19 protein-coding genes are annotated in these 24181 nt (G+C 71.7%); 2 read left to right on the top strand and 17 right to left on the bottom strand.

Annotation, left to right across the window (positions count from 1 at the left end; translation table 11 throughout):
• Positions 1-80: 80 nt before the first annotated feature.
• The 3 genes from ACLJPL_RS11790 to ACLJPL_RS11800 all read right to left on the bottom strand — a co-directional run bounded on the left by ACLJPL_RS11790 (position 81) and on the right by ACLJPL_RS11800 (position 2552).
• On the bottom strand, positions 81-1127 hold the full coding sequence (locus tag ACLJPL_RS11790) for a 3-isopropylmalate dehydrogenase (RefSeq protein ID WP_411080715.1): 1047 nt from the start codon (positions 1125-1127) through the stop codon (positions 81-83).
• Between the two features lie 113 nt (positions 1128-1240).
• Positions 1241-1369: a hypothetical protein gene (locus ACLJPL_RS11795; protein ID WP_411080716.1), complete on the bottom strand. Its 129-nt coding sequence runs from the start codon at positions 1367-1369 to the stop codon at positions 1241-1243.
• A 265-nt stretch (positions 1370-1634) separates the two neighbouring features.
• Entirely contained in the window at positions 1635-2552 is a 918-nt protein-coding gene (locus ACLJPL_RS11800; RefSeq protein WP_411080979.1) for a LysR family transcriptional regulator, read from the bottom strand.
• Positions 2553-2671: 119 nt separating this feature from the next.
• On the opposite strand from ACLJPL_RS11800, the gene ACLJPL_RS11805 reads away from it, so the two are divergent.
• On the top strand, positions 2672-3715 hold the full coding sequence (locus ACLJPL_RS11805; RefSeq protein WP_411080717.1) for an NADP-dependent oxidoreductase: 1044 nt from the start codon (positions 2672-2674) through the stop codon (positions 3713-3715).
• A 69-nt stretch (positions 3716-3784) separates the two neighbouring features.
• On the opposite strand, the gene ACLJPL_RS11810 is transcribed toward ACLJPL_RS11805, so the two are convergent.
• The 4 genes from ACLJPL_RS11810 to ACLJPL_RS11825 all read right to left on the bottom strand — a co-directional run bounded on the left by ACLJPL_RS11810 (position 3785) and on the right by ACLJPL_RS11825 (position 8479).
• Positions 3785-4336: a GNAT family N-acetyltransferase gene (locus ACLJPL_RS11810; RefSeq protein ID WP_411080718.1), complete on the bottom strand. Its 552-nt coding sequence runs from the start codon at positions 4334-4336 to the stop codon at positions 3785-3787.
• 147 nt (positions 4337-4483) lie between these two features.
• Positions 4484-5572: a S1 family peptidase gene (locus ACLJPL_RS11815; protein ID WP_411080719.1), complete on the bottom strand. Its 1089-nt coding sequence runs from the start codon at positions 5570-5572 to the stop codon at positions 4484-4486.
• A gap of 224 nt (positions 5573-5796) precedes the next feature.
• Positions 5797-7428, bottom strand: coding sequence for an L-glutamate gamma-semialdehyde dehydrogenase (pruA, locus tag ACLJPL_RS11820; RefSeq protein WP_411080720.1), 1632 nt, complete (start codon positions 7426-7428; stop codon positions 5797-5799).
• 70 nt (positions 7429-7498) lie between these two features.
• The gene (locus ACLJPL_RS11825; protein WP_411080721.1) at positions 7499-8479 is read right to left on the bottom strand and encodes a proline dehydrogenase family protein; all 981 of its coding nucleotides are present in this window, start codon (positions 8477-8479) and stop codon (positions 7499-7501) included.
• A 232-nt stretch (positions 8480-8711) separates the two neighbouring features.
• Between ACLJPL_RS11825 and ACLJPL_RS11830 the strand changes: the two genes are divergently transcribed.
• Positions 8712-9863, top strand: a complete 1152-nt coding sequence (locus tag ACLJPL_RS11830) for a PucR family transcriptional regulator (RefSeq protein WP_411080722.1) — start codon at positions 8712-8714, stop codon at positions 9861-9863.
• A gap of 61 nt (positions 9864-9924) precedes the next feature.
• Here the strand turns inward: ACLJPL_RS11830 and ACLJPL_RS11835 are convergent, their stop codons facing one another.
• The 10 genes from ACLJPL_RS11835 to ACLJPL_RS11880 form a co-directional block, all read right to left on the bottom strand.
• Positions 9925-11016: a S1 family peptidase gene (locus tag ACLJPL_RS11835; protein ID WP_411080723.1), complete on the bottom strand. Its 1092-nt coding sequence runs from the start codon at positions 11014-11016 to the stop codon at positions 9925-9927.
• A 264-nt stretch (positions 11017-11280) separates the two neighbouring features.
• Complete coding sequence (locus ACLJPL_RS11840; RefSeq protein ID WP_411080724.1) at positions 11281-12063, bottom strand: isoprenyl transferase; 783 nt, start codon at positions 12061-12063, stop codon at positions 11281-11283.
• Between the two features lie 447 nt (positions 12064-12510).
• Positions 12511-13038, bottom strand: a complete 528-nt coding sequence (locus ACLJPL_RS11845) for a hypothetical protein (protein ID WP_411080725.1) — start codon at positions 13036-13038, stop codon at positions 12511-12513.
• Between the two features lie 37 nt (positions 13039-13075).
• Positions 13076-13774, bottom strand: a complete 699-nt coding sequence (locus ACLJPL_RS11850) for a hypothetical protein (protein WP_411080726.1) — start codon at positions 13772-13774, stop codon at positions 13076-13078.
• Between the two features lie 222 nt (positions 13775-13996).
• Positions 13997-15589 (bottom strand): phosphoglycerate dehydrogenase, encoded by a 1593-nt coding sequence (gene serA, locus ACLJPL_RS11855; protein ID WP_411080727.1) that lies wholly within the window; start codon positions 15587-15589, stop codon positions 13997-13999.
• Between the two features lie 317 nt (positions 15590-15906).
• Positions 15907-16908 carry a ketol-acid reductoisomerase gene (gene ilvC, locus ACLJPL_RS11860; protein ID WP_411080728.1) on the bottom strand — a complete coding sequence of 334 codons (1002 nt, stop codon included), beginning with the start codon at positions 16906-16908 and terminating at the stop codon, positions 15907-15909.
• Between the two features lie 134 nt (positions 16909-17042).
• On the bottom strand, positions 17043-17570 hold the full coding sequence (gene ilvN / locus ACLJPL_RS11865) for an acetolactate synthase small subunit (RefSeq protein WP_096626687.1): 528 nt from the start codon (positions 17568-17570) through the stop codon (positions 17043-17045).
• A gap of 23 nt (positions 17571-17593) precedes the next feature.
• Positions 17594-19450: an acetolactate synthase large subunit gene (locus tag ACLJPL_RS11870; protein ID WP_411080729.1), complete on the bottom strand. Its 1857-nt coding sequence runs from the start codon at positions 19448-19450 to the stop codon at positions 17594-17596.
• A gap of 231 nt (positions 19451-19681) precedes the next feature.
• Positions 19682-22498 carry a putative bifunctional diguanylate cyclase/phosphodiesterase gene (locus ACLJPL_RS11875; protein WP_411080730.1) on the bottom strand — a complete coding sequence of 939 codons (2817 nt, stop codon included), beginning with the start codon at positions 22496-22498 and terminating at the stop codon, positions 19682-19684.
• A 456-nt stretch (positions 22499-22954) separates the two neighbouring features.
• Positions 22955-23917: a 2-hydroxyacid dehydrogenase gene (locus ACLJPL_RS11880; RefSeq protein ID WP_411080731.1), complete on the bottom strand. Its 963-nt coding sequence runs from the start codon at positions 23915-23917 to the stop codon at positions 22955-22957.
• Positions 23918-24181 lie beyond the last annotated feature (264 nt).

A 24181-nucleotide genomic window follows, 5' to 3' on the forward strand; every position in this document is an offset into this window, starting at 1 on the left:
GATGGTGGCACCCGGGGGCCGCACAGGTGAAGCCGCCGGGCGCTGATGCGACCCGGCGGCTTCGAAGTGGAGTCGTCGGGTCAGCTCGCTACGCGTACCGCGAGCGCGTCACCGATCTGGTCGGTCGTCCGCGTGGCAGCGGCCCCGTCGCGCTCCGCGAGGTCGGCGGAGACGGCGTCCTCGATGCGCAGGGCCTCGGCCTCGTAGCCGAGGTGGCGCAGCAGGAGGGCGACGGAGAGGATCGTGGCGGTCGGGTCGGCCTTGCCCTGCCCGGCGATGTCGGGGGCGGAGCCGTGGACCGGCTCGAACATCGACGGGAACGCGCCCGTCGGGTTGATGTTGCCGGAGGCGGCCAGGCCGATGCCGCCGGTCACGGCGGCGGCGAGGTCGGTGAGGATGTCGCCGAAGAGGTTGTCGGTGACGATGACGTCGAAGCGCTCCGGCTGGGTGACGAAGAAGATCGTCGCGGCGTCGACGTGCAGGTAGTCGGTGCTGACCTGCGGGTATTCGGCGGCGACCCGGTCGAAGGTGTTCTTCCACAGGTGTCCGGCGTAGACGAGGACGTTGTTCTTGTGGACCAGCGTCAGCTTCTTGCGCGGGCGGGCGGCCGCGCGCTCGAAGGCGTCCCGGACCACGCGCTCGACGCCGTACGCCGTGTTGACGCTGACCTCGGTGGCGACCTCGGCGGGGGTGCCGGTGCGCAGCGAGCCGCCGTTCCCGGTGTACGGGCCCTCGGTGCCCTCGCGGACGACGACGAAGTCGATGTCGGGGCGGCCGGCGAGCGGGGTCGCGGTGTTCGGGAACAGCTTGGAGGGCCGCAGGTTGATGAAGTGGTCGAAGGCGAAACGCAGCTTCAGCAGCAGCCCGCGCTCCAGGACGCCGGAGGGCACGGACGGGTCGCCGATCGCGCCGAGGAGGATGGCGTCGTGGTTCTTGAGCGCCTCCAGCTCCGCGTCCGGGAGGGTGTCGCCGGTGCGGTGCCAGCGCTGGGCCCCGAGGTCGTACTCCTTGGTCTCCAGCTTCACATCCTGCGGGAGCACAGCGTTGAGGACCTTGAGGCCCTGGGCCACGACTTCCTGGCCGATTCCGTCACCGGGGATCACTGCGAGATCGATGCTGCGAGACATGACGGAAGCCTAACGGTGCGTCCCACCCCATGACATACTGCGTCCAGCATGTGGACGGGCGCGTGCGGGCGTACGGGCGTGCGGGCGTACAGAAGTGCGGGCGGGCCGGCGGCTCAGTGGCCGGTCGAGCCGCCGTTGTCCCGGCGGTCCAGGGCGCGCTGGAGGGCGGCGGCGGCGTTCTTGCGCTCCGCCTCGGCCTGGCGGGAGGCGTGACGGACGCGGCGAGCGGTGGTGTTGGCCATGGGGATCGACTCCTTGAGATCGCGTGGATGGTCGAGACCGGGACGCGGGTGCGGGCGGCGGACCGCTGGGCGGTCGCGGAGCCGGGCGGGCATCACGGTGTCGAGGTACCGAAATCGGATTTCGAGGCGCCGGAAGGAGCGGGGAGCGTACGCCGCAGGGGTTACCTGCTTCAGGGCGTGCGCCCGCAACCGCCACAGTCGCTCGATCGAGCGATTCGTTCGGCTCCTACAAAGTTAGGACAGCCGAGCCGCTCTGTCTCCACAGTTACTCGGGCTTCCTACTATCTGAGACGGCCGCAGATCCGCGCTCCGCCCGCAGCTCCCGGATCAGCGCCCGCACGGCGAGGGATCGTGCCTGCTCAGGAGTGGTGACATAGCCGATCGAACGGGTCGGGCGGTCCGATCCGAGAGCGGTGATCTGAATGCCGTCGGGTGCTCCGTACAGGGACAGACCGGGCATGATCGCCATACCCAGACCGCGGGAGACCATCGAGAGCACCGCTCCGTCGTCCTCGGCCTCCACCGTCGCCCGAGGGATCCATGCCTGGGCCGCCCACCAGTCGCGCGTGTACGAGGTGCAGTTCTCGGCCCAGTCGACCAGCGGCAGCGTCCGGGGCGCGGCATGCCCGGCCGGATGCACCAGGGAGTACTCCTCCTCCAGCAGCACCCCGCCGACCAGTTCGGGCGGCGTCGGCGAGGCGGTCCCGATCGTCACGACGGCCAGATCGGCCCGCCCGTCCAGCACCTCGCCGGCCGTGCCGCGCCCCAGCTCACGCACCATCCGCACCACCGGCTCGATCCCGGGGTGGCGGGTGGTGAGGCGTTCCAGGGCGGGCGGCAGCAGATGGAGGGCGGCGCTGCGGAACGCGGCGATCCGCAGCGGTCCGCTCACCGTGTCCGCGCCGCCGGGCCCGGCGGCGATCCCCCGCGCCTCGTCGCCCATCACGTCGAGCAGGCGCAGGACGCGCCGGGCGTGCCCGGCGACCGCGTCACCGGCCGGGGTCGGCGTGGCCCCCCGGCGGCCGCGCTCGAAGAGGAGGACCCCGATCCTGCGTTCGCTGGTGCGGACGGAGTGGGAGACGGCGGACTGGGTCATGCCGAGTTCGCGGGCGGCGGCGGAGAATCCGCGCGCGTCGGCGACGGTGACGATGATGCGGAGTTCGTGCGGGGCGAGGTCGGTCATCGTGCCGCCCCCGCCCGGCGCGGTGCGAGGTCCCACCCATGAAAGCTGCTCATGGAAACGATTCTTCCATCGATGAGGCCCTCTGCCCGACCGCCGTTTTCCCTTCTACCGTCAGCGGCATGACGACACAGCGCACCAGCCGCCCCGGTTCCTCCGCCCACTCCATCGCCCGTACCCTCCACCTCGCCGCCCGCCCGGACGGCTTCCCCACGGCGGACCTCTTCGCCGTCGAGGAGTCGCCCGTGCCGGAGCCCGCCCCCGGCACGGCGGTGGTGGAGAACCTCTACCTCTCCGTGGACCCGTACCACCGCGAGGCGATGGAGGAGGGCGGCTGGGAGCTCGGCGTCCCGCTGGAGGGCCGCACCCTCGGCCGGGTGACGGCCTCCCGCGCCCCGGGGTTCGCGGAGGGGGACCTCGTCCTGCACCGGAAGGGCTGGCGGACCCATGCCGTGGTGGCCCCCGGCGAGGGCGGGGCGCGCAAGGCCCCCTCGTACGACGGGATTCCGCTCACCGCCTACCTCTCGATCCTCGGCGGCACCGGGCTCACCGCCTATGTGGCGCTGACCCGCACGCTGGAGTTCCGGGCCGGCCAGGATCTCTTCGTCTCGGCGGCGGCGGGCGGGGTCGGCACGGCGGTGGGGCGGATGGCCCGGCTGCTCGGCGCCGGGCGGATCGTCGGCAGCGCGGGAACGCCCGCGAAAGTGGCCCGGCTGACCGGTGAGCTGGGCTTCGACGCGGCGTTCGACTATCACGACGGGCCGGTCGGGGAGCTGCTGGCGAAGGCCGCGCCGGAGGGCATCGACGCCTATGTCGACAACGTCGGCGGGGACCATCTGGAGGGCGCGATCTCGGTGCTCCGGGACCACGGGCGGATCGCCTGGGTCGGCGCCATCTCCCAGTACCACTCGCTGCACGAGCCGCCGGCCGCCCCGCGCAACCTGTTCGACATCGTGGAGAAGAGCCTGCGCCTGGAGGGCGTGCTGGTCCGCAACTACTCCGACGTGCAGGCGGAGTTGGAGGAGTTCCTGGTCCCGCATCTCCAGAGCGGGGTGGTCGTGCCCGATGTCACGGTGGTGGACGGCTTCGAACAGACGGTGGAGGGGTTCCTCGGGATGCTGCGGGGCGAGAACACCGGCAAGATGCTGATCCGGATCGCCGACTGAGGCCCTGCGGGGGGCTGTTGTCCCCTTCCCCGTCGTGGCGCCAGGTCTCGCGTCACGGCAGACCTCGCCTCACAGCACGTCGCCGTCGCGCCAGTCGAAGGTGAGCGGGTGGCCGGCCGGGGGCAGGGAGTGGCCGGCCGCCGCCCGGACGTAGGTGCTGCCCTCCTCCTCCGGCAGCGCGACCGTCCCCTGCGGGCCGAGGGCGGCGAGGCCCCCCGGCCACACCTGCCAGCCGCGCGCCGCGTACAGGGCCGCGCCCGCGTCGGACGCGGACAGCGCGCCGAACTCGTACGCCCCGTCGACGACCCGTTCCAGCGCGGCCATCACCCGGTGGCCGAGCCCCTGGCGGCGGCGGCCGGGGCGGACGGCGACGGCTTCGACGTATCCGGCGCGCAGCGAGCGGCCGTCGTGGAGCACCCGGCGCTGGACGATGGAGCCGTGGGCGATCAGAAGCCCCCCGGTGTCGCGCACCAGGGCGTGGACGCCGCCGAGGGCGTGCTCCCAGTCGTCGTCGCCGAAGTCGCCGTCGAAGGCGGTGTCCAGCAGGGTGCGGATCTCGTCCCGTACAGCCGCGGTCAGCTCATAGGTGTGGGCGGCGTGCACCGCGGGGAGCTCGGTCATGCCACCAGTTTCCCAGGCACCCGCTCCCACCAGGCACGCAGGGGCGATTCGGGGGGCTCCCCGCCCGGACCGGGGTGCGCGGCAGGTCCGGGCGGGGAGCCGGGGCGGGGGCGGGGCTCGTACGGGTCACGGAGGGCCGGTACGGGCTCAGTACACCGCGACGCCGTACGCCGAGAGCGCCTCCACCACCGGCTGGTGGATGGCCGAGCCGCTGGTACCGGAGCAGCCGGAGCTGCCGGAGTGGATGCCGAGGGCGACGGTTCCGGCGAAGTGGGCGCCGCCGCTGTCGCCTCCGGCGGAGCAGGCGGTGGTGCGGACCATGCCGTAGACGGGCCCGTCGCCGTAGTTGACGGTGACGTTGACGGCGGTGACCGTGCCGGAGGTGACCTTGGTGGTGGAGCCGCTCTTGCGGATCGCCTGGCCGACGACGGCGTTGGCGGCGGAGGTGATGTCCTGGGTGGAGCCGTTGTAGAGGTCGACGGTTCCGGCGGGCGATGAGCCGTCCGTGTAGCGGACGATGCCGTAGTCGTTGGTCGGGAAGCTGGTGCCCTCGCGGACGCCGACGACCGAACCGCCCGAGGCGGCGGACCAGTTGGCGGAGATGTTGGTGCAGTGCCCGGCGGTCACGAAGTAACGGGCCCCGCCCTTGGTGACGTTGAAGGCGGCCGAGCAGCGGCTGCCGCCCCCGTAGATGGCTCCGCCGCCCAGCACCTCGCGGTCGAAGACGCCGGGTACGCGGCTGATGCTCACGGCACCGCCGAGCCGTTTCGCGACGGCTTCGAGGCGGGCCATGTCCCGGGCGGAGACGGAGGAGTCGGCCTCGACGGCGACCTGGTTGGTGCGCGGGTCGACGCCCCAGGAGGTGCCGGTGATCTTCGCCTCGGCCTCCAGGGTCTCCATCGCGGCGTCGAGCCGGTCGGCGCTGCGGGCGACCCGGCGCACGGTGGCCCCGGCGGCGCGGGCGCGTTCCTCGGCCCGGTCGGTGGTGACGGTGACGACCAGGTCGCCGGTCCTCGCGTCGAGGTAGCTTCCGGCGGTGTCCGCGCCGAGCGTGCGTTCGAGGGAGGCGTCGAGGGCGTACGCGGACGGGGAAGGCGTCGCCGGGGCGGCGGCGGGATCCGGCGCTCGGACGGCGGCGTGGACGTCCGTCGCGGTGGCGGGGGTCGCGCCGAGGCCGACGACTCCGGCGACGAGCAGCAGGGAAAGGCCCAGGCGGGCACGGGAGTTGCGTCTCATGGGGGGAACTCCTTCTCGGGTGACGTGTGGGGACGTACCGAGAAGGAATTTGACATGTTCATTACCTACACCACAAGACCGCGTGACCCGGCGACGGGCGTGGCGCACAGGGAAACCGCCCCCCGTCCGGCTGGGGGGCCGGTCGGGGGGCGGTGCTCGGGGGGCGGTCCTCCGGGGAGGGCCTGGGGTCCGGGGCGTCGTGCTGCGGCGTCCCGGGGCGGGTGTCAGCCCTGGTGGGGGTAGGTGTAGTCGGTCGGCGGGACCAGCGTCTCCTTGATGGCCCGGGTCAGGGTCCAGCGCTGGAGGTTCTGCGGAGCGCCGGCCTTGTCGCAGGTGCCGGAGGAACGGCCGCCGCCGAAGGGCTGCTGGCCGACGACGGCGCCGGTCGACTTGTCGTTGATGTAGAAGTTGCCCGCGGCGTAGCGGAGCTTGTCCATCGTGTACGCGGCGGCCGCGCGGTCGCCCGCGATGACCGAGCCGGTCAGCGCGTAGTCGGAGACCGACTCCATCTGCGCCAGCATGGCGTCGTACTGGTCGTCCTCGTACACGTGGATCGCGAGGATCGGGCCGAAGTACTCGGTCGTGAAGACCTCGTTCTCGGGGTCGGAGCACTCGATGACGGTCGGGCGGACGAAGTAGCCCACCGAGTCGTCGTAGGTGCCGCCGGCGACGACGGTGCACGTCGGGTCGGACGCGGCGCGGTCGATCGCGGCCTTGTTCTTGGCGAACGAGCGCTCGTCGATGACGGCCCCGATGAAGTTCGTCAGGTCGGTGACGTCGCCCATCGCGATGGAGTCCACCTCGGCGGCGAACTCCTCCTTGAAGCCGGAGTTCCAGATGGAGGCGGGGACGTACGCACGCGAGGACGCGGAGCACTTCTGGCCCTGGAACTCGAAGGAGCCGCGGGTCAGCGCGGTCTTCAGCACGGCGCGGTCGGCGCTCGGGTGCGCGACGACGAAGTCCTTGCCGCCGGTCTCGCCGACGAGCCGCGGGTAGGTGCGGTACTTGGCGATGTTGTTGCCGACCGTCTTCCACAGGTGCTGGAAGGTGGGGGTCGAGCCGGTGAAGTGGATGCCGGCCAGGTCGCGGTGGTTCAGCGCCACCTCCGAGACGGCCTTGCCGTCGCCGGTGACCAGGTTGATGACGCCCTTGGGCAGACCGGCCTCCTCCAGGAGCTGCATCAGCAGCACGGCGGCGTGGGTCTGGGTCGGGGACGGCTTCCACACCACGACGTTGCCCATGAGGGCGGGGGCGGTGGGGAGGTTGCCCGCGATGGCCGTGAAGTTGAACGGCGTGATCGCGTAGACGAAGCCCTCCAGCGGGCGGTGGTCCATGCGGTTCCACACGCCCGGGGAGTTCGCCGGCGGCTGCTCGGCGAGGATCTGGCGCGCGTAGTGCACGTTGAAGCGCCAGAAGTCGATGAGCTCGCAGGGGGTGTCGATCTCGGCCTGCTGGGCGGTCTTGGACTGGCCGAGCATGGTGGAGGCGGCCAGCGTCTCGCGCCAGGGGCCGGCCAGCAGCTCGGCGGCGCGCAGGATGATCGCCGCGCGGTCGTCGAAGGCCATCGCGCGCCAGGCCGGAGCGGCGGCGAGGGCCGCGTCGATCGCGTCCTGGGCGTCCTGCTCGGTGGCGCCGGCGAAGGTGCCGATGACGGCCTGGTGGTTGTGCGGCTGTACGACGTTCACACGCTCGCCGCCGCCCATCCGCTTCTCGCCGCCGATGGTCATCGGCAGGTCGATCGGGTTCTGGCTGAGCTCCTTGAGCTTCTCCTCCAGGCGGGTGCGCTCGGCGGAGCCCGGGGCGTAGGAGTGGACCGGCTCGTTGACCGGCGCGGGGACCTGGGTGACGGCGTCCATGAGTGCCTTGTCTCCTTGGTGTCGGCGGGGAGGATGGGTGGTTCGGCCGGGGCCGGTCCAGCTCGGGGGCTCAGCCCTTGGTGAGGACCGAGCGGGCGAAGAACAGCAGGTTGGCCGGCTTCTCCGCGAGGCGGCGCATGAAGTATCCGTACCAGTCGGTGCCGTACGCCGTGTAGACGCGCATCCGGTGGCCCTCGGCCGCGAGCCGGACGTGCTCGTCGCTGCGGATCCCGTACAGCATCTGGAACTCGTACTCGTCCAGTTTGCGCCCGGCCTGGCGGCCCAGCTCCTGGGCGATGGCGATGAGACGGGGGTCGTGGGACCCGATCATCGGGTAGCCCTCGCCCTCCATCAGGACCCTGGTGATGCGGACGTACGCCTTGTCGATCTCGGCCTTGTCCTGGTACGCGACGGAGGCGGGCTCCTTGTAGGCGCCCTTCACGATGCGCACGCGGCTGCCGGCGGCGGCCAGGCGGCGGGCGTCGTCCTCGGTGCGGAAGAGGTAGGACTGGATGACGCAGCCGGTCTGCGGGAAGTCCTTCCGCAGCTCCTCGTGGATGGCGAACATCGAGTCGAGGGTGGTGTGGTCCTCGGCGTCCAGGGTGACCGTGGTGCCGATGGCGGCGGCGGCCTCGACGACGGGCCGGACGTTGGCGAGGGCGAGCTCGTGGCCGCCCGGGAACGCGGGGGCGGGCCCGGAGGGCTCTCCGTCGAGGGCGGCGGCGGGTGACGGGAGGGACTGGCCGAACATCGACAGCTTCACGGACATCTCGGCGCGGGGGCCGAGGTCCAGGACCTTCAGCCGGTCGACGAGCTCCAGATAGGCGTCACGGGCGGCCTCGGCCTGCTCGCGGGTGGTGATGTCCTCGCCGACGACGTCGAGCGTGACCTCCAGGCCCTTGTCCGCGGCGTCCTCGACGATCGGGACGACCTGGTCGACGCTCTCCCCGGCGATGAAGCGGTCGACGACCTGCTTGGTGCCGGGCGCGGCCGAGACGAACCGGCGCATCTTGTCGCTGCGGGACGCGGCGAGAATCACGGGACCCAGCACGGGGCACCTCCACGAATGTACGGACGAGGGGCCGTAACGGTACGCACATGAACGTAGGTGAACGCATATGAACGAACACGAACGCACATGAACACACTGGTACGGCACGGATAACCACTGTGAAATCTAGGCACCCCTCGAAGCCTGGGCCATCGACACCTGTCACGCATCCGTGGCCGCCATCTCAGACATCTGTCTGAAGAAGCGCGGGGCGGGGTGCGAGAATGGCCGGGTGACAGGCGATTACCAGGAACTGGTCGACGAGCTCTCCGCCCTCCTCGGCGCCCCCGCCACCCTGGAGAACCGCGATTTCGGCCTGGTCGCCTTCGGGGCCCACGACAGCGACGACGACACGGCGATGGACCCGGTCCGCACCCGCTCGATCCTGACCCGCCGCTCCACCCCCGCCGTCCGCGCCTGGTTCGAGGGCTTCGGCATCACCCGGGCGACCGGCCCGGTCCGCATCCCCGCCGCGCCGGAGGCCGGGGTCTTCCGGGACCGGGTCTGCCTTCCGGTACGCCATCGGGGGGTCGTCCTCGGCTACGTCTGGCTCCTCGACACCGACCCGGGGCCGTCCGACGAGCAGCTGGCCGCCGCGATGGAGGTGGCCGCGCGGATCGGGGCGCTGCTCTTCGACGAGGCGCGGGCGGGCGCGGACCTCTCGCGGGAGTTCGGCGCGGTGCTCGCGGCGGGCCCGGGGCGGGGCCACGACTCGGCGGTGGCGGCGCTGCGGGAGGCGCTGGGCCCGGACGCGGAGGGGCTGCACGCGGTGGTGTGCGTGAGCCCGTGGGCCGACGACACCCCTTCGGTCCGTACGGTGGCGTCGGCGGCGGCCCTCGCCGCGGTCGCCGCTCCCGGGGCGGCCCCGGGGGCCCTGGCACTGGCGGCGCTCGTCCGGCTGCGCTCCCCCGAGCGCCTGGACCCGGCGACGAGCGCCGCCGACCGGCTGCGCACGGCGGCGGGCCCGGCCGCCACCGGGGGGATCGCGACGCCCCGCCGGGGCCTGGACGCGCTGGCGGCCTCCTGGCGGGAGGCGGTGGCGGCGGCGCGCGCGGCCCGGGCGGAGAGCCGCTTCGGCCCGGTCGCGCGGTGGTCGGCGATCGGCCCGTACCGCCTGCTGACCGCGCTCCCGGGCGCCGGCACCGCCCCCGGGGACCCGGCGGTCGCCACCCTGCTGACCCCGCTGCACAAGGAACTGGCCCGCACGGCCGAGGTGTTCCTCGACTGTGCGGGCCAGGCGAGCCGCACGGCGGCCGAGCTGGGCATCCACCGCCAGACGCTCTACTACCGCCTCTCCCGGGTCCAGCAGATCACCGGCCTCGACCTCAACGACGGTGAGGACCGGCTGCTGCTGCACATGGCGCTGAAGGGCGCGCGGCTGTAGTGCCGGCCGGCGGGCTCGCCCAACGGGTGCGCGGGTTCACGCGCGCACGGATCCGGCGGGCTCAGTAGACCTTGAGGCCACGGTTGTTGAGCACTTTCTGCACCGGGTGGTAGAAGGACGACCGGTCGGACTGCGCGTCCGAATCGCCGCAGGGCTTATCCACGTAGTTCCCGGCGGAGCTGATCCCCAGCGCGGTGGTCCCCGTGAACAGGGCTCCGCCGCTGTCGCCGCTCTTGAGGCACAGGCTGGTCTTGATCATATGGCGCAGTGATACGCCGTCGCCGTAGTTGACGGTCATGCTCGGCACCAGCACCATGCCGACCAGGTCCTGGCTCATGGTTCCCACCCGCTTGACCTTCTCCCCGTCGTAGGCGTAGCGGGAGTTCGTGATCTGGCCCTCCGTGCCGTTCTTGTACTGGATGACCCCGTAGGGCTTGACGCTGGAGTTGCGGTACTCGACGACGGCCTGGTCGCCGCCGTCTCCCCCGTAGCCGAAGCTGACCTGACGGCCCAGGCTGATGTGCCCGTTCGTCCGGGACCAGTCGTAGAAGCCGCCGAGCATGCAGTGCCCGGCGGTGAGGAAGAATTTCTTCCCCGCGTTGTTCTGGACGTTGAACGCGGCGCTGCAACGCCTCCCGTTCGAGGTGATCCCGATACCGCCCCGCATCTCGTAGGTGGCGGCCGGCTCCACCGTGCCGGTGACCCTCTCGATGCGCACCGCGTCACCGTGGGCCGCGGCCAGCTCCTCGATCCGGGCCAGGTCGGCGGCGGGCACTCCGTCGTAGATCTCGACGGACACCTGGTTCGTGCTCGGGTCCATGCCCCACGCCGTGTTGGCGATGACCGGCAGCTGGTCCAATTCCTCCTGTACGGAGTCGAGTTCGGCCGCACTGTGGTCGACGATCTCCGGCGTGCCGCCCGCGCTCTCGACCGCTGCCGCGGCAGCCCGGTCGGTGACCCCCACGACGAGGCGGTCGTCCCGGTAGTAGACGCCGGCGGTGCGGTCGTCTCCCAACCCGGCGGCCAGGCTGACCGCTTCGGCCGGCTCGGTGATCGGCTTCGGGGCCGCAAACGCGGCGGGCGTCAGGAGCGCCGAGAACAGGCAGCCCATCACCACGGCCGTGAACGTGTGGCGTATTCGTCGTCTTCGCATGTGGTTTCCCCCCACTGGACGAGAGGCGCGTCCCATCGGCGGAACGTGCCTCTCGCAGAGTGCGGACATGGGATGACGCACAGATGAACGAAGCAGTCCGGAATCCTCAACTCCTTTGCAACAACAAATAGTTGAAGAGTGCCGGCACCTCGGTCGGCAGGTGCGGCGCCTCGCGGCGCTGCCGCCCGGACGGCGAACAGTTCGCGCGGCCGGGCCGCCCACCGGACGCCGGTCGGTGAGACCGCGCCGGGGGCCGGGGGGCGGTCACTTGCCGAAGCGGCGTTCCCGGTTGGCGTACGAGCGCAGGGCGCGCAGGAAGTCCACGTGCCGGAAGGCCGGCCAGTAGCAGTCGACCCAGTGCATCTCGGCGTACGCGGACTGCCAGAGCAGGAAGCCGGAGAGCCGCTGCTCCCCGGAGGTGCGGATGATGAAGTCGGTGTGGTCGGAGATCGGCGAGTAGAGGTGGCGGGAGATGTCGTCGATCCCGAACCGCGCGACCAGCTCGGCCGGGTCGCCGCCGGCCGCCATGTGCTCCTCGAAGGCGCTCTTCACGGCGTCGACGATCTCGCGCCGGCCGCCGTAGCCGACCGCCACGTCCACCTTGAGCCCGCCGCGGCCGGTCGTCGCGGCGGTGGCCTGCTTGAGCACCTGGGCGCTGGTGCCGGGCAGCATGTCCAGCGAGCCGATGACCTGGACCTCCCAGTCGCGGCCCTCGGCGGTGATGTCCCGGACGGTCTCCTCGATCACCTCGATCAGGGGGCCGAGTTCCTCGGCGGGGCGGCCGAGATTGTCGTCGGAGAGCATGAAGAGGGTCACGTGCTCGATGCGGGCCGCCGTGCACCATCCGAGGAACGTGGTCACCTTGGCGCCGCCCGCCCGGTACCCCTCCCGGACGTCCGTGTGCCCGGCCTTCCGCGCCCAGCGCCGGTTGCCGTCGACCATGATCCCGACGTGCTGCGGGCGCGGCAGCCCCACCAGGGTGCTGGCGAGCCGACGCTCGTACACCGCTTCGATGGGCCGCCGGAGGAACAGGGGGAGCAGCTTCATGGGAACTCTCTCCATCACAGGACGGCCGGCGTCGAAGGACCCTATCAGCGGCCTCGGACACCCCGGCGGGTCCGGGGCACGGCCCCGCTCGCGGTCGACCACGGGCCGGTGGCGGGTGGTTGGTGGTTGGTGGTTGGTGGTTGGTGGCGGGTAGTTCGTGAGCGACGGTGCGAGCGAGTGGTCAGCCTCGTCGCCGGTGGTACAGCCGGTTGAGCTTGACGAAGACGAGCGCGCCGAGGAAGCCGACGATGTTCAGGACGGCGAACGCCGCCACGATCGCCCAGAAATGTTCCATGAGGATCCCCGTGGTCGAAGGTGCGGCCCTGAGCGACTCAAGCGCTTCGAGGTCTCCCGGGGCCTGGAAGACGGTCTGTTCGGAGCGGCGACCGATGCGGGGCCGGGCCCGACCGGCTTCGGGTCACGGTCTCTTACGGGTGTGGGCCCCGCTCACCATGCTGCCATTCCGCCGACCCCCGGGTCACCCCCTTCACCGACCAGAGCCGCCAGCACCAGCGGCGCGTCGCCGTCGCTGTGGCCGACCGTCACGGCGAACCAGCGGCCGGCGGGGCCGACGGGGCCCCAGACGGTGAGGTCCCCGTACAGGTCCTGGGAGAACAGCGCCTCGAACAGCGGCCCGACGGTGCCGCCCGTCTGCCGCTCGTGCACCGCCGTGTGCACCTGGATCGTGCGGTGGGGGCCCCAGCGGCGGTCCAACTCATCGGCCAGGGCGACGAGATGCCCTTCGGCGGCGTCCTCCGCGTCGTTCCACTCCCTGCCGTACACGCCGGTCAGCGACGGGCCCTCCCAGAGCGGCACGATACGGAAGCCCGCGCCATCGGTGGCCGACCACTCGCCCGTCAGTGGGACGCCCCGCGCGACGGTGGGGCCGGTGGAGCGTACGGGAGCGGCGAGGAGCTCCTCGGCCTCGGCGACCGCCCGGGCCCTTTGGAAGGGCTCCCCCGCCCGGGAGGTCACGGGGAGACCCGGGCGGTCACCGGGGCGGTTCCGCGGGTCACAGGACCGGCCGGTCCATCGGGCGGGGCAGCGGCGCCAGGGCCCCCGCCTCGCGCAGGCGCTCGCACGCACGCACCACGGCCGCGGTGTCGCCGGGGGCCCCGATGCTCAACAGCAGCCCGCCGCCGGGGAGTTCCTGGCGGACCGCCTCCAGGTCGTCCGGTACGAGCGCGGCGCGGGCCGGGGAGAGGTAGCCCGCGCGGCCCACGGTCGGGTCTGCGACCGAGAACCCGGCCTCGTCCTCCAGCGCGTCCAGCACGTCGTCGTCGCTCACATCGCCGAAGTCCGGCTCCCACACCCGGGCGATGAGCGCGAGGATGTCCTCCTCGGGGACGGGCGCGTCGTCCGGCGCGTGGAGCACCACCGTGAGCAACTGGAGCACGAACTCCGTTTCACCGCCCGCCAGTCCGCTGACCTCCGCCTCCCAGCCGGGCGTCCGCGTGCCGACGAGCCGGAGCCCGACGCCGGTCAGGTCCGACCAGTCGCTCGCGTCCCGCGCGCGGTGCAACGCGCCCAGCAGGGCGTCCCGGTCGGCCGTGATGGCGGTCGCCGGTCCGTCCGCGTGGACCTGGCTCCAGGCGTCCGCCGCCTGTGGAACCAGCTCGGCGAAGCCCTGGAGGGTCTGCCGCCACCGCTCGGCCAGGACCTCGACCGGCTCCGGCCGGGGGCCCCAGAAGCCCCGCACCATACATCGCACGCTGATCTCACTCCTCCGTCGCCGTACCGCTCCGGGCCGCCCACGCGTGCAGGCTACTCGGCGCGGCGGACCGATCGGCACGGCGGAGCGCACGCCGGGCCGATCGGACCCGGGCAGCGACGTACCCGGCACCCGGGACTCCCGTACAGGACGAGGAGCCCGGCTACCGGGTACGGGGCGGGGTCGTGCGGGTCGGTCGGTGAGGTTCGTCGTGCGGGTGCGTCAGTCGGTGAGGTTCACCGAACGGGCCGAGGACGCGCCGATCTCGTCCGCGATCTCCGTCAGCACCGTCTGCGGAACGGTGTCGTCCACCGTCAGGACGACCAGCGCCTCGCCGCCCGCGGCCGCCCGCGAGACCTGCATGCCCGCGATGTTCAGCCCGGCCTCACCGAGGATCTTGCCGACCGCGCCCACGACACCGGGACGGTCCTGGTAGCGCAGGACGACCATGTGGTCCGCGAGGGCCAGGTCCACGTCGTGCTCACCGATGGCCACGACCTTCTGGAGGTTCTTCGGGCCCGCGAGCGTGCCGGAGACCGCGACCTCCTGGCCGTCCGAGAGCGTGCCGCGCACGGTGACCACGTTGCGGTGGTCGGGCGACTCGGAGCTGGTGGTGAGGCGGACCTCGACACCGCGCTCCTGCGCGAAGAGCGGGGCGTTGACGTAGGAGACGGTCTCGTCGACGACGTCCTCGAAGACGCCCTTGAGCGCCGAGAGCTCCAGCACCTTGACGTCGTGCTGGGTGATCTCGCCGTACACCTCGACGTCGAGGCGGGCCGCGACCTCGCCCGCGAGCGCGGTGAAGATCCGGCCCAGCTTCTCCGCGAGCGGCAGGCCGGGGCGCACGTCCTCGGCGATGACGCCGCCCTGGACGTTGACCGCGTCCGGGACCAGCTCACCGGCGAGCGCGAGACGGACGGACTTGGCGACCGCGATGCCCGCCTTCTCCTGGGCCTCGTCGGTGGAGGCGCCCAGGTGCGGGGTGCAGACGACCTGGTCGAACTGGAAGAGCGGGGAGTCCGTGCAGGGCTCCTTCGCGTACACGTCGAGGCCGGCGCCGGCGACGCGGCCCTCCTTGAGGGCGGAGTACAGCGCCTCCTCGTCGACGATCCCGCCGCGCGCGGCGTTGACGATGCGCACCGAGGGCTTCACCTTGTGCAGCGCCTCGTCCCCGATGAGACCGAGGGTCTCGGGGGTCTTGGGCAGGTGCACGGTGATGAAGTCGGCGACCTCCAGGAGCTCGTCCAGGCTGAGGAGCTTGACGCCCATCTGCGCGGCGCGGGCCGGCTGGACGTAGGGGTCGTAGGCGACGATCTTCATGCCGAAGGCCGACATGCGCTGCGCGACCAGGACGCCGATGCGGCCGAGGCCGACGACGCCGAGGACCTTCTCGCTGAGCTCGACCCCGGTGTACTTGGAGCGCTTCCACTCGCCGTTCTTCAGGGCGGTGTTGGCCTGCGGGATGTTGCGCGCGGTGGCGACGAGCAGCCCGCAGGCGAGCTCGGCGGCGGTGACGATGTTGGAGGTCGGGGCGTTGACGACCATCACGCCGGCCTTGGTGGCCGAGGAGACGTCGACGTTGTCCAGGCCGACGCCCGCGCGGGCCACCACGCGGAGCTTCTTCGCGGCGGCGATGGCCTCGGCGTCGACCTTCGTGGCGGAACGCACCAGGATGGCGTCGACGTCGGCGATCGCGGGGAGCAGCTGGGCGCGGTCCGCGCCGTTGCAGTGCCGGATCTCGAAATCCGGACCCAGGGCGTCGACCGTGGCGGGCGACAGCTCTTCAGCGATGAGTACGACAGGTTTCGAGCTCACGTGAGTCCTCACAAGTCCAGTGCGGACGGCCGTCCCGACGGCCGCAGGCGGTGGAGGGGCTAGCCGCGTGGTAGACGCACGACACTGTGGGCCCTGACGCGTGTATGTGTTGAGCAGTGTAGTGGTGCGAAGGGCTGTCCACTGCGCCCCGGTGGAAGGATCACCCGCACGAGGGTGGACGTGGTGCACACCCGTACGGAACCACCGCTTCCGCGACCGGCCCGCACCCGGATCCCGCAGTGACACGGGGGTGCGAGGCGGCTGGTGCGGTACGGAGCGGGGCGGGCCCATGCGGACCCGCCCCGCTCCCCCGAGGCTTACGCCTCTTCGTCGTTCACCCAGCTCATGAGCTTGCGCAGCTCACGGCCCGTGGTCTCCAGCAGGTGGTCGCTGTCGGCCTTCTTGTACTCGTTGTACTTGGGCAGACCGTTGTGGTACTCGGCCATCCACGCCTTGGCGAAGGTGCCGTCCTGGATCTCGGTCAGGACCTTCTTCATCTCGGCCTTGGTGGCGTCGGTGATGATCCGCGGGCCGGTGACGTAGTCGCCCCACTCGGCGGTCTCCGAGATGGACCAGCGCATCTTCTCCAGGCCGCCCTCGTACATGAGGTCGACGATGAGCTTCAGCTCGTGCAGACATTCGAAGTACGCGATCTCGGGCTGGTAGCCCGCCTCGGTCAGCGTCTCGAAACCGGCCTTGACCAGGGCGGCGGTGCCACCGCACAGGACGGCCTGCTCACCGAAGAGGTCGGTCTCGGTCTCCTCGGTGAAGGTGGTCTTGATGACGCCGGCGCGGGTGCCGCCGATGCCCTTGGCGTACGACAGGGCCAGCTCCAGGCCCTTGCCCGAGGCGTCCTGCTCGACGGCCACGATGCAGGGAACGCCGCGGCCCTCCTCGTACTGGCGGCGGACCAGGTGGCCGGGGCCCTTGGGGGCGACCATGCAGACGTCGACGTTGGCCGGCGGCTCGATGAAGCCGAACCGGATGTTCAGGCCGTGGCCGAAGAACAGGGCGTCGCCGTCCTTGAGGTTGTCCTTGACGGACTCCTCGTAGACCTGGGCCTGGATCGGGTCCGGGACGAGGATCATGATGACGTCGGCCTCGGCGGCGGCCTCGGACGGGGTCACCACGCGCAGGCCCTGCTCCTCGGCCTTGGCCTTGGACTTCGAGCCCTCGTGCAGACCGACGCGGACGTCGACGCCGGAGTCGCGGAGCGACAGCGCGTGGGCGTGGCCCTGGCTGCCGTAACCGAGAACCGCGACCTTGCGGCCCTGGATGATGGACAGGTCGGCATCGTCGTCGTAGAACAGCTCGGCCACTGGGTCTTCTCCTTGGTGTGCAGGTGTTGCGTCCCACCGTACGGCGGGGTGCGTCGTTACGTTGTCGGGTCTCGCCATGCGAGCGGCTGGAGCCCCGCTCCCGTACCGCTGGGGCCTCTCGGGAGGAGGGGGCCCTAAGCGGAGCGGTCGAGGGCGCGCAGGGACCGGTCGGTGATCGAGCGCGCGCCGCGCCCTATGGCGATGGTGCCGGACTGGACGAGCTCCTTGATGCCGTACTGCTCCAGCATCTTGAGCATCGCCTCCAGCTTGTCGGCCCCTCCGGTCGCCTCGATCGTGACGGCCTCCGGGGAGACGTCGACGGTCTTGGCGCGGAACAGCTGGACGATCTCGACGATCTGGGAGCGGGTCTCGCTGTCGGCGCGGACCTTCACCAGGACGAGCTCCCGCTGGATCGCGGCGGCGGGCTCGAGTTCGACGATCTTCAGGACGTTGACCAGCTTGTTGAGCTGCTTGGTCACCTGCTCCAGGGGCAGGTCCTCGACATTCACGACGATGGTGATGCGGGAGATGTCGGGGTGCTCGGTGGTGCCGACCGCGAGCGAGTCGATGTTGAAGCCGCGGCGGGAGAACAGGGCGGTGATCCGGGCGAGGACACCGGGCTTGTTCTCGACCAGGACGGAGAGCGTGTGCTTGCTGGACATGGAGTCGTGTCTCTCTCTGTCTCTCAGTCGTCTTCGTTGTCGCCGAAGTCGGGGCGGACGCCGCGTGCGGCCTGGACCTCGTCGTTGGAGGTGCCCGCGGCGACCATCGGCCACACCATGGCGTCCTCGTGGACGATGAAGTCGATCACGACGGGGCGGTCGTTGATGGAGTTGGCCTCTTCGATGACCTTGTCCAGGTCGGCCGGGTCCTCGCAGCGGATCGCGTAGCAGCCCATGGCCTCGGACAGCTTGACGAAGTCCGGGACGCGGGTGCCCTTGGCGGGCTGGCCGTCGGTGTCCGTGCCGGAGTGCAGCACGGTGTTGGAGTAGCGCTGGTTGTAGAAGAGGGTCTGCCACTGGCGGACCATCCCGAGCGCGCCGTTGTTGATGATGGCGACCTTGATCGGGATGTTGTTGAGCGCGCAGGTGGTCAGTTCCTGGTTGGTCATCTGGAAACAGCCGTCGCCGTCGATGGCCCAGACCGTGCGGTCGGGCATGCCGGCCTTGGCGCCCATGGCCGCCGGGACCGCGTACCCCATCGTTCCGGCGCCGCCGCTGTTGAGCCAGGTGGCGGGCTGCTCGTAGTCGATGAAGTGGGAGGCCCACATCTGGTGCTGGCCGACGCCCGCCGCGAAGATCGTGCCCTCGGGGGCGAGCTTGCCGATGCGCTGGATGACCTGCTGCGGGGAGAGGCTGCCGTCCTCGGGCAGGTCGTAGCCGAGCGGGTAGGTGTCGCGCCAGCGGTTGAGGTCCTTCCACCAGGCGGTGTAGTCGCCGGTGTTGCCCTCGGTGTGCTCGGCCTGGACGGCCTGGACCAGGTCGGCCAGGACCTCGCGGGCGTCGCCCACGATGGGGACGTCGGCCATGCGGTTCTTGCCGATCTCGGCCGGGTCGATGTCGGCGTGGACGATCTTGGCGTACGGGGCGAAGCTGTCCAGCTTCCCGGTGACGCGGTCGTCGAAGCGGGCTCCGAGGGCGACGATCAGGTCGGCCTTCTGCAGCGCGGTGACGGCGGTGACCGCACCGTGCATGCCCGGCATTCCCACGTGCAGCGGGTGGCTGTCGGGGAACGCGCCGAGCGCCATCAGGGTGGTGGTGACGGGCGCTCCGGTCAGCTCCGCGAGGACCTTCAGCTCGGCGGTGGCCCCGGCCTTCAGGACGCCGCCGCCGACGTACAGCACGGGGCGCTTGGCCTGGGTGATCAGCTTCGCGGCCTCGCGGATCTGCTTGGCGTGCGGCTTGGTCACCGGGCGGTAGCCGGGCAGGTCCATCGCCGGCGGCCAGCTGAAGGTGGTCTTCGCCTGGAGGGCGTCCTTGGCGATGTCGACGAGGACCGGTCCCGGGCGGCCGGTGGAGGCGATGTGGAAAGCCTCGGCGATGGTGTGCGCGATGTCCTCGGCCTTGGTGACCAGGAAGTTGTGCTTGGTGATCGGCATCGTGATGCCGCAGATGTCGGCTTCCTGGAAGGCGTCCGTGCCGATGGCGGCGGAGGCCACCTGGCCGGTGATCGCGACCAGCGGCACGGAGTCCATGGCCGCGTCGGCGATCGGGGTGACCAGGTTGGTGGCGCCAGGGCCCGAGGTGACCATGCAGACGCCGACCTTGCCGGTGGCCTGCGCGTAGCCGGTGGCCGCGTGGCCCGCGCCCTGCTCGTGGCGGACCAGGATGTGGCGGACCCGGGTGGAGTCCATCAGCGGGTCGTACGCGGGGAGGATGCAGCCGCCGGGGAGGCCGAACACGGTGTCGGCGCCGACTTCCTCGAGAGAGCGGATGAGGGACTGCGCGCCCGTGACGTGCTCAACGATGGCGGACGACTGTCCGCCGGTACGGGCGCGCGGCTGCGGGTGGTGGGCCCCGGTGGCCTGCTCGGTCATCGGCATTCTCTTCTCGAAGCTGAGGGTTTACGCGGGTGTGGTGCGGCGGCTGTTTTGCAGCGTTTTGAGCGTGTCGGTGCAACAAAAAACCCCTCGTGCCGTGAGGCAGGCGAGGGGAGCGCGTCGGGAGTGGTCCGCAGAGTGTCATCGAGTGACCCTGCTTCAGCCGACGCGCTTTCCAAGTACGAGAATTCGGGTGCGCATGGCATTGACCCTCTCTCCGGCACGCATGAAGTGTCAAGTGGGTGGGACGGGCGTCTCAGTATGTGAGCCGGTGAGCAGCGGGATCGAGCCGCCCGCCATGACCGGCCGGGGGCCCGGAACTCCTGGTACGGGGAACTGTCCGCGCACCAGCGCGCGGCGGAGCCGGTACTCGTCGAGCGGGCCGGAGAAGGCCATCCCCTGGCCGTGGGTGCAGCCCATGGCGCGCAGCGCGAGGACCTGCTCGGGGACGTCGACCCCGTCCGCGACGGACTGGAGGCCGAGGTCGCAGGCGATCCGCAGCAGCCCGCTGGTGATCTTGTGCAGCCTGGCGGATTCGACCACCCCTTCGACCAGGTTCCGGTCGAGTTTCAGTACGTCGATGGGGAGGCGGCGCAGCGCGTTGATCGCGGCGAAACCGCTGCCGAAGCCGTCGAGCGCGATCCGCACGCCGAGGCGGCGCAGGGCCACGAGCCGCTGCTCCAGCTCGTCGAAGGGGACCCGGGGGTCGCTGTCGGCGACCTCGATCATCAGCGCACCCGAGGGCAGCCCGTGCCGGGTGAGCAGCGCCTCGATGGAGCCGAAGGGCAGGGCCTTGTCCACCAGCCGGGTGGCGGTGAGGCGTACGGAGACGGCGACGGGGTGGCCGGCCCTGGCCCGGTCGGCGGCCTGCTTGACGGCCTCCTCCAGGAGCCAGCGGCCCAGTTCGGCGGTGCGGTCGTCGTCGCCGGTGACCCGCAGGAACTCGGCGGGCGTGAACAGGATGCCCTGGGCGGAGCGCCAGCGGGCCTGGGCGGCGACGGCGGCCACGGAGCCGCTGGCGAGGTGCACGACGGGCTGGTGCAGCAGGGCGAACTCCCCCTCGCGCAGGGCGGTGCGCAGCCGGGTGGCGAGCTCGGAGCGGCGTACGACGTCGGCCTGCATCTGGGGCGCGTACAGCTCGACGCGGTCCTTGCCGCCGGCCTTGGCCCGGTACATGGCGAGGTCCGCGTTGCGCATGAGGTCGGTGGGGCTGATGCCGGGCTCGGCGAAGGCGACGCCGATGGACGCGGCCACCCGGACCTCGCTGGCGCCGATCCGGTAGGGCTGGGAGAGGGTGAGGCGGAGCCGCTCGGCGATCTCGTGGACCTGGTACTCCCGGGCGCCCTGGTCGCGGGTGCCGTCGCCCATGATGAGGGCGGCGAACTCGTCGCCGCCGAGCCGGGCCGCGGTGTCCCCGGCCCGGACGGACTCCTGGAGGCGGCGGGCGGCCTGGATGAGCAGCTCGTCGCCCGCCTGGTGGCCGATGGTGTCGTTGACCGCCTTGAAGCCGTCGAGGTCGATGAAGAGCACGGCGGTGCCGGGGTCGCTGGAGCGGCGTCCGCCGAGGGCCTGGCGGACCCGGGCGGTGAACAGGGCGCGGTTGGGCAGGTCGGTGAGCGGGTCGTGCTCGGCGTTGTGCTGCAACTGGGCCTGGAGCCTGACCCGCTCGGTGACGTCCCGGCTGTTGAGGAGCAGGCCGCCCTGGTGGCGGTTGACGGTGGACTCGACGTGCAGCCAGTCGCCGGCCCCGGAGCGGAAGCGGCACTCGATGCGGGTGGTGGGCTCCTCGTGGGGCGGCGCGGCGAGGAAGCGCCGCACCTCGTGGACGACCCGGCCGAGGTCGTCGGGGTGGATGATCGAGGAGAGCTCCGCGCCGACGAGGTCCTCCGCCTCGCGCCCGTACACCCCGGCGGCGGCGGGGCTGACGTAGCGCAGGGTGCCGCTGGGGGCGGCGATCATGATGACGTCGCTGGAGCCCTGCACCAGGGAGCGGAAGTGGTTCTCCTTCTGGGCCAGTTCCTGGGTGAGGGAGATGTTGTCCAGGAGCATGATCCCCTGGCGGACGACCAGGGCGAGGACGACCGTGCAGCCGGTGAGGACGACGACCCGGTCCACCCGGCGGCCCTCGACCACGTTGTACAGGATGCCCAGGGTGCAGACGGCGGCGGCGAGATACGGGGTCAGCGCGGCCAGCGACCCGGCGATCGGGCGGCTGGTGGTGCGCGGCGGCCCGGGACGGTCGGCGCCGGGCGTCCGGCGTACGCCCCAGGGGGCGTAGGCCAGGAGCAGCGAACCGGCGAACCAGCCGGCATCCAGCAACTGGCCCGAGTGGTACGTGGAGCGCAGCAGCGGCGAGGTGAAGACCGCGTCGCTCAGGACGGTCAGCGCCAGGGCGGCGATCGCGGTGTTGACCGCGGAGCGGTTGGCCCCGGAGCGGCGGAAGTGCAGCGCGAGCACCATGGAGACGAGCACGATGTCGAGCAGCGGATAGGCCAGCGAGAGGGCCGCCGGGCCGACACTGGCCTCCTCGACGCCCGCCATGTGCGCGGTGTGCGCGAGGGCGAGGCTCCAGGCGAGGGTCAGCAGGGAGCCGCCGATCAGCCAGGCGTCCAGGGCCAGGCAGACCCAGCCGGCCCTGGTGACGGGCCGCTTGGCGAGGACGAGCAGTCCGACGATGGCGGGCGGCGCGAAGCAGAGGAAGAAGGCGTCGGCCGCGGACGGGCTGGGCACGGGGACGCCGAGCACCACCTCGTACCACCCCCAGACGGCGTTTCCGCAGGCCGCCATGAGGGAGGAGACCGAGAACAGCAGCCAGGCCGGGCGCAGTCGGCGGGCGCTCGCCCGGGCGTAGAGGAAGCAGGAGACGGCGGCGGTCAGCGCCGCTGCGGCGAGGCCGAAGTCGCCCATGAAGCGGGCCAGTTCCGGCGAGCCCCAGCCGACCGCCGCGCCGATGGAATACCCGGCGCAGACGACCCCGAGCAGGATCCGGGACCGCAGGCCCGTGGAGCCGGAGGCGGGGCGCGGCGAGAGCCAGGTCCCCAGCACGCTCACCGGAGGGCTCCCCGGCCCGGCCCCGGAAGGTCCGGTCGCCCCGGCGTCGGGCGTCCGGTCCGCGTCGTCCGCCGCCGCGCACCGCGCACCGCCGCCGGGGCCGCCGCCGGCAGGGATCCAGGCAGCCGCCGCGCACGATGCGCCGAGGGGTCGCTCGGGTGGGGGCTCCGGGGGAATTCCAGCCATCGGCGGACGCCGCGCTCCGGGCGCGCCGATGGCCGCCGCGGCCCGCCCCGCCGCCTGGGATCGTCTCTCCGTGGCCAGCACATCGCCCGTCGCCCCCTCGCGTTCCGATGCTCCCCCCGCACCGCCCCTTCCACGGCGCAGCCCCCGGTCCGGACGATACACCAGGTCCGTCACGCAGGGCCATAGCCTCTCTACGCTCCGTGACGAAATGCGAGGTGGGCGGCACTGTCCGCATCCGAAGGACGCCTCAGCGTGGCCAGTTGGGACGGGTCAGCCGGTGGTGCTGACGACGTTCCGCACCGGCTCCCCCGCCGCGAAACGGGTGAGCTGCGCGGCCAGCAGCCGCTTGGCGCGTGGTTCGAACGCCGAGGTGCTGCCGCCCACATGAGGTGTGATCAGGACATTCGGAGCATGCCAGAGAGGATGGCCGGACGGCAGCGGTTCGGGGTCGGTGACGTCGAGCGCCGCCCGCAGCCGTCCGGATTCCAGTTCGGACAAAAGGGCCTTGGTGTCCACGACCCCGCCCCGGGCGACGTTGACGAGAAGGGCCCCGTCCGGCATCGCGGCGAGGAACTCGGCGTCCACCAGCCCTTGTGTGGAGGGGTTCAGCGGGGTGGAGAGGATGACCACGTCGGCCTCGGGCAGCAGGGCGGGCAGGTCGTCGAGCGTGTGTACGGGACCGCGCGCGGTGGTCCGGGCGGAGCGCGCGACGCGCACCACCCGCGCGCACTCGAAGGGCGCGAGCCGGTCCTCGATGGCGGAGCCGATGGAGCCGTACCCCACGATGAGGACGGACTTGTCGGCGAGCGCCGGGTAGAAGCCGGACCGCCACTCCTCCTCGTCCTGGCCGTGGACGAACCCGGGGAACCCGCGCAGCGAGGCCAGGATCAGCGCGAGCGTCAGCTCCGCGGTGGACGCCTCGTGCACCCCCTTGGCGTTGCACAGGCGTACGCCGGCGGGCAGCAGACCGAGCCCCGGCTCCACGTGGTCGATGCCCGCCGAGAGCGTCTGCACCACCTGGACGACGCTCATCGCGCCCATCGGCCGTACGGCGATCTCCGAGCCCTTCATGTACGGGACGACGTAGTACACGCAGTGCGCGGGGTCGCCGGGGTAGTCCGGGCCGCCGTCCCAGAAGAGGTAGTCGAGACCTTCGGGAAGGCCGTCGATCTCCTCGGCGGGAAAGGGCAGCCATACATCGGCACGCGTCGCGCCGGAAGTCGTCGCAGTCATGGTCAGGAGGCTATGCGACGGGTGTGCGAGCGCTCCAGGACGGCTGATCGAAATCGCGGCCGGGCCAGAGGTTAGGGTCTTTCGTTTGGATCAGGCCGGATCAGGGAGCGGGGTCCGGTGCGTGCGGCTGCAAGGCGGAGGATTGAGGCATGGCGGAGCCATGGTGATTGACGACAACGCGGCAGGTGTGCGTGCCGGGGCACGCGAGCCCGGCATGATCAAAACGAGAGGCCCTGGTTTGGGGTGCGGTACGGCCCCGTGACC

Origin of the sequence: Streptomyces sp. cmx-18-6, assembly GCF_046548915.1 — a bacterium.
Taxonomy (GTDB): Bacteria; Actinomycetota; Actinomycetes; order Streptomycetales; family Streptomycetaceae; genus Streptomyces.

What these genes read in the sequence shown, in the direction of transcription:
- ACLJPL_RS11790 (WP_411080715.1), bottom strand. Translation starts at nt 1,127, where the DNA reads ATGTCTCGCAGCATCGATCTCGCAGTGATCCCCGGTGACGGAATCGGC.
- ACLJPL_RS11795 (WP_411080716.1), bottom strand. Translation starts at nt 1,369, where the DNA reads ATGGCCAACACCACCGCTCGCCGCGTCCGTCACGCCTCCCGCCAGGCC.
- ACLJPL_RS11800 (WP_411080979.1), bottom strand. Translation starts at nt 2,552, where the DNA reads ATGACCGACCTCGCCCCGCACGAACTCCGCATCATCGTCACCGTCGCC.
- ACLJPL_RS11805 (WP_411080717.1), top strand. Translation starts at nt 2,672, where the DNA reads ATGACGACACAGCGCACCAGCCGCCCCGGTTCCTCCGCCCACTCCATC.
- ACLJPL_RS11810 (WP_411080718.1), bottom strand. Translation starts at nt 4,336, where the DNA reads ATGACCGAGCTCCCCGCGGTGCACGCCGCCCACACCTATGAGCTGACC.
- ACLJPL_RS11815 (WP_411080719.1), bottom strand. Translation starts at nt 5,572, where the DNA reads ATGAGACGCAACTCCCGTGCCCGCCTGGGCCTTTCCCTGCTGCTCGTC.
- pruA (WP_411080720.1), bottom strand. Translation starts at nt 7,428, where the DNA reads ATGGACGCCGTCACCCAGGTCCCCGCGCCGGTCAACGAGCCGGTCCAC.
- ACLJPL_RS11835 (WP_411080723.1), bottom strand. Translation starts at nt 11,016, where the DNA reads ATGCGAAGACGACGAATACGCCACACGTTCACGGCCGTGGTGATGGGC.
- ACLJPL_RS11840 (WP_411080724.1), bottom strand. Translation starts at nt 12,063, where the DNA reads ATGAAGCTGCTCCCCCTGTTCCTCCGGCGGCCCATCGAAGCGGTGTAC.
- ilvN (WP_096626687.1), bottom strand. Translation starts at nt 17,570, where the DNA reads ATGTCCAGCAAGCACACGCTCTCCGTCCTGGTCGAGAACAAGCCCGGT.
- ACLJPL_RS11870 (WP_411080729.1), bottom strand. Translation starts at nt 19,450, where the DNA reads ATGCCGATGACCGAGCAGGCCACCGGGGCCCACCACCCGCAGCCGCGC.
- ACLJPL_RS11880 (WP_411080731.1), bottom strand. Translation starts at nt 23,917, where the DNA reads ATGACTGCGACGACTTCCGGCGCGACGCGTGCCGATGTATGGCTGCCC.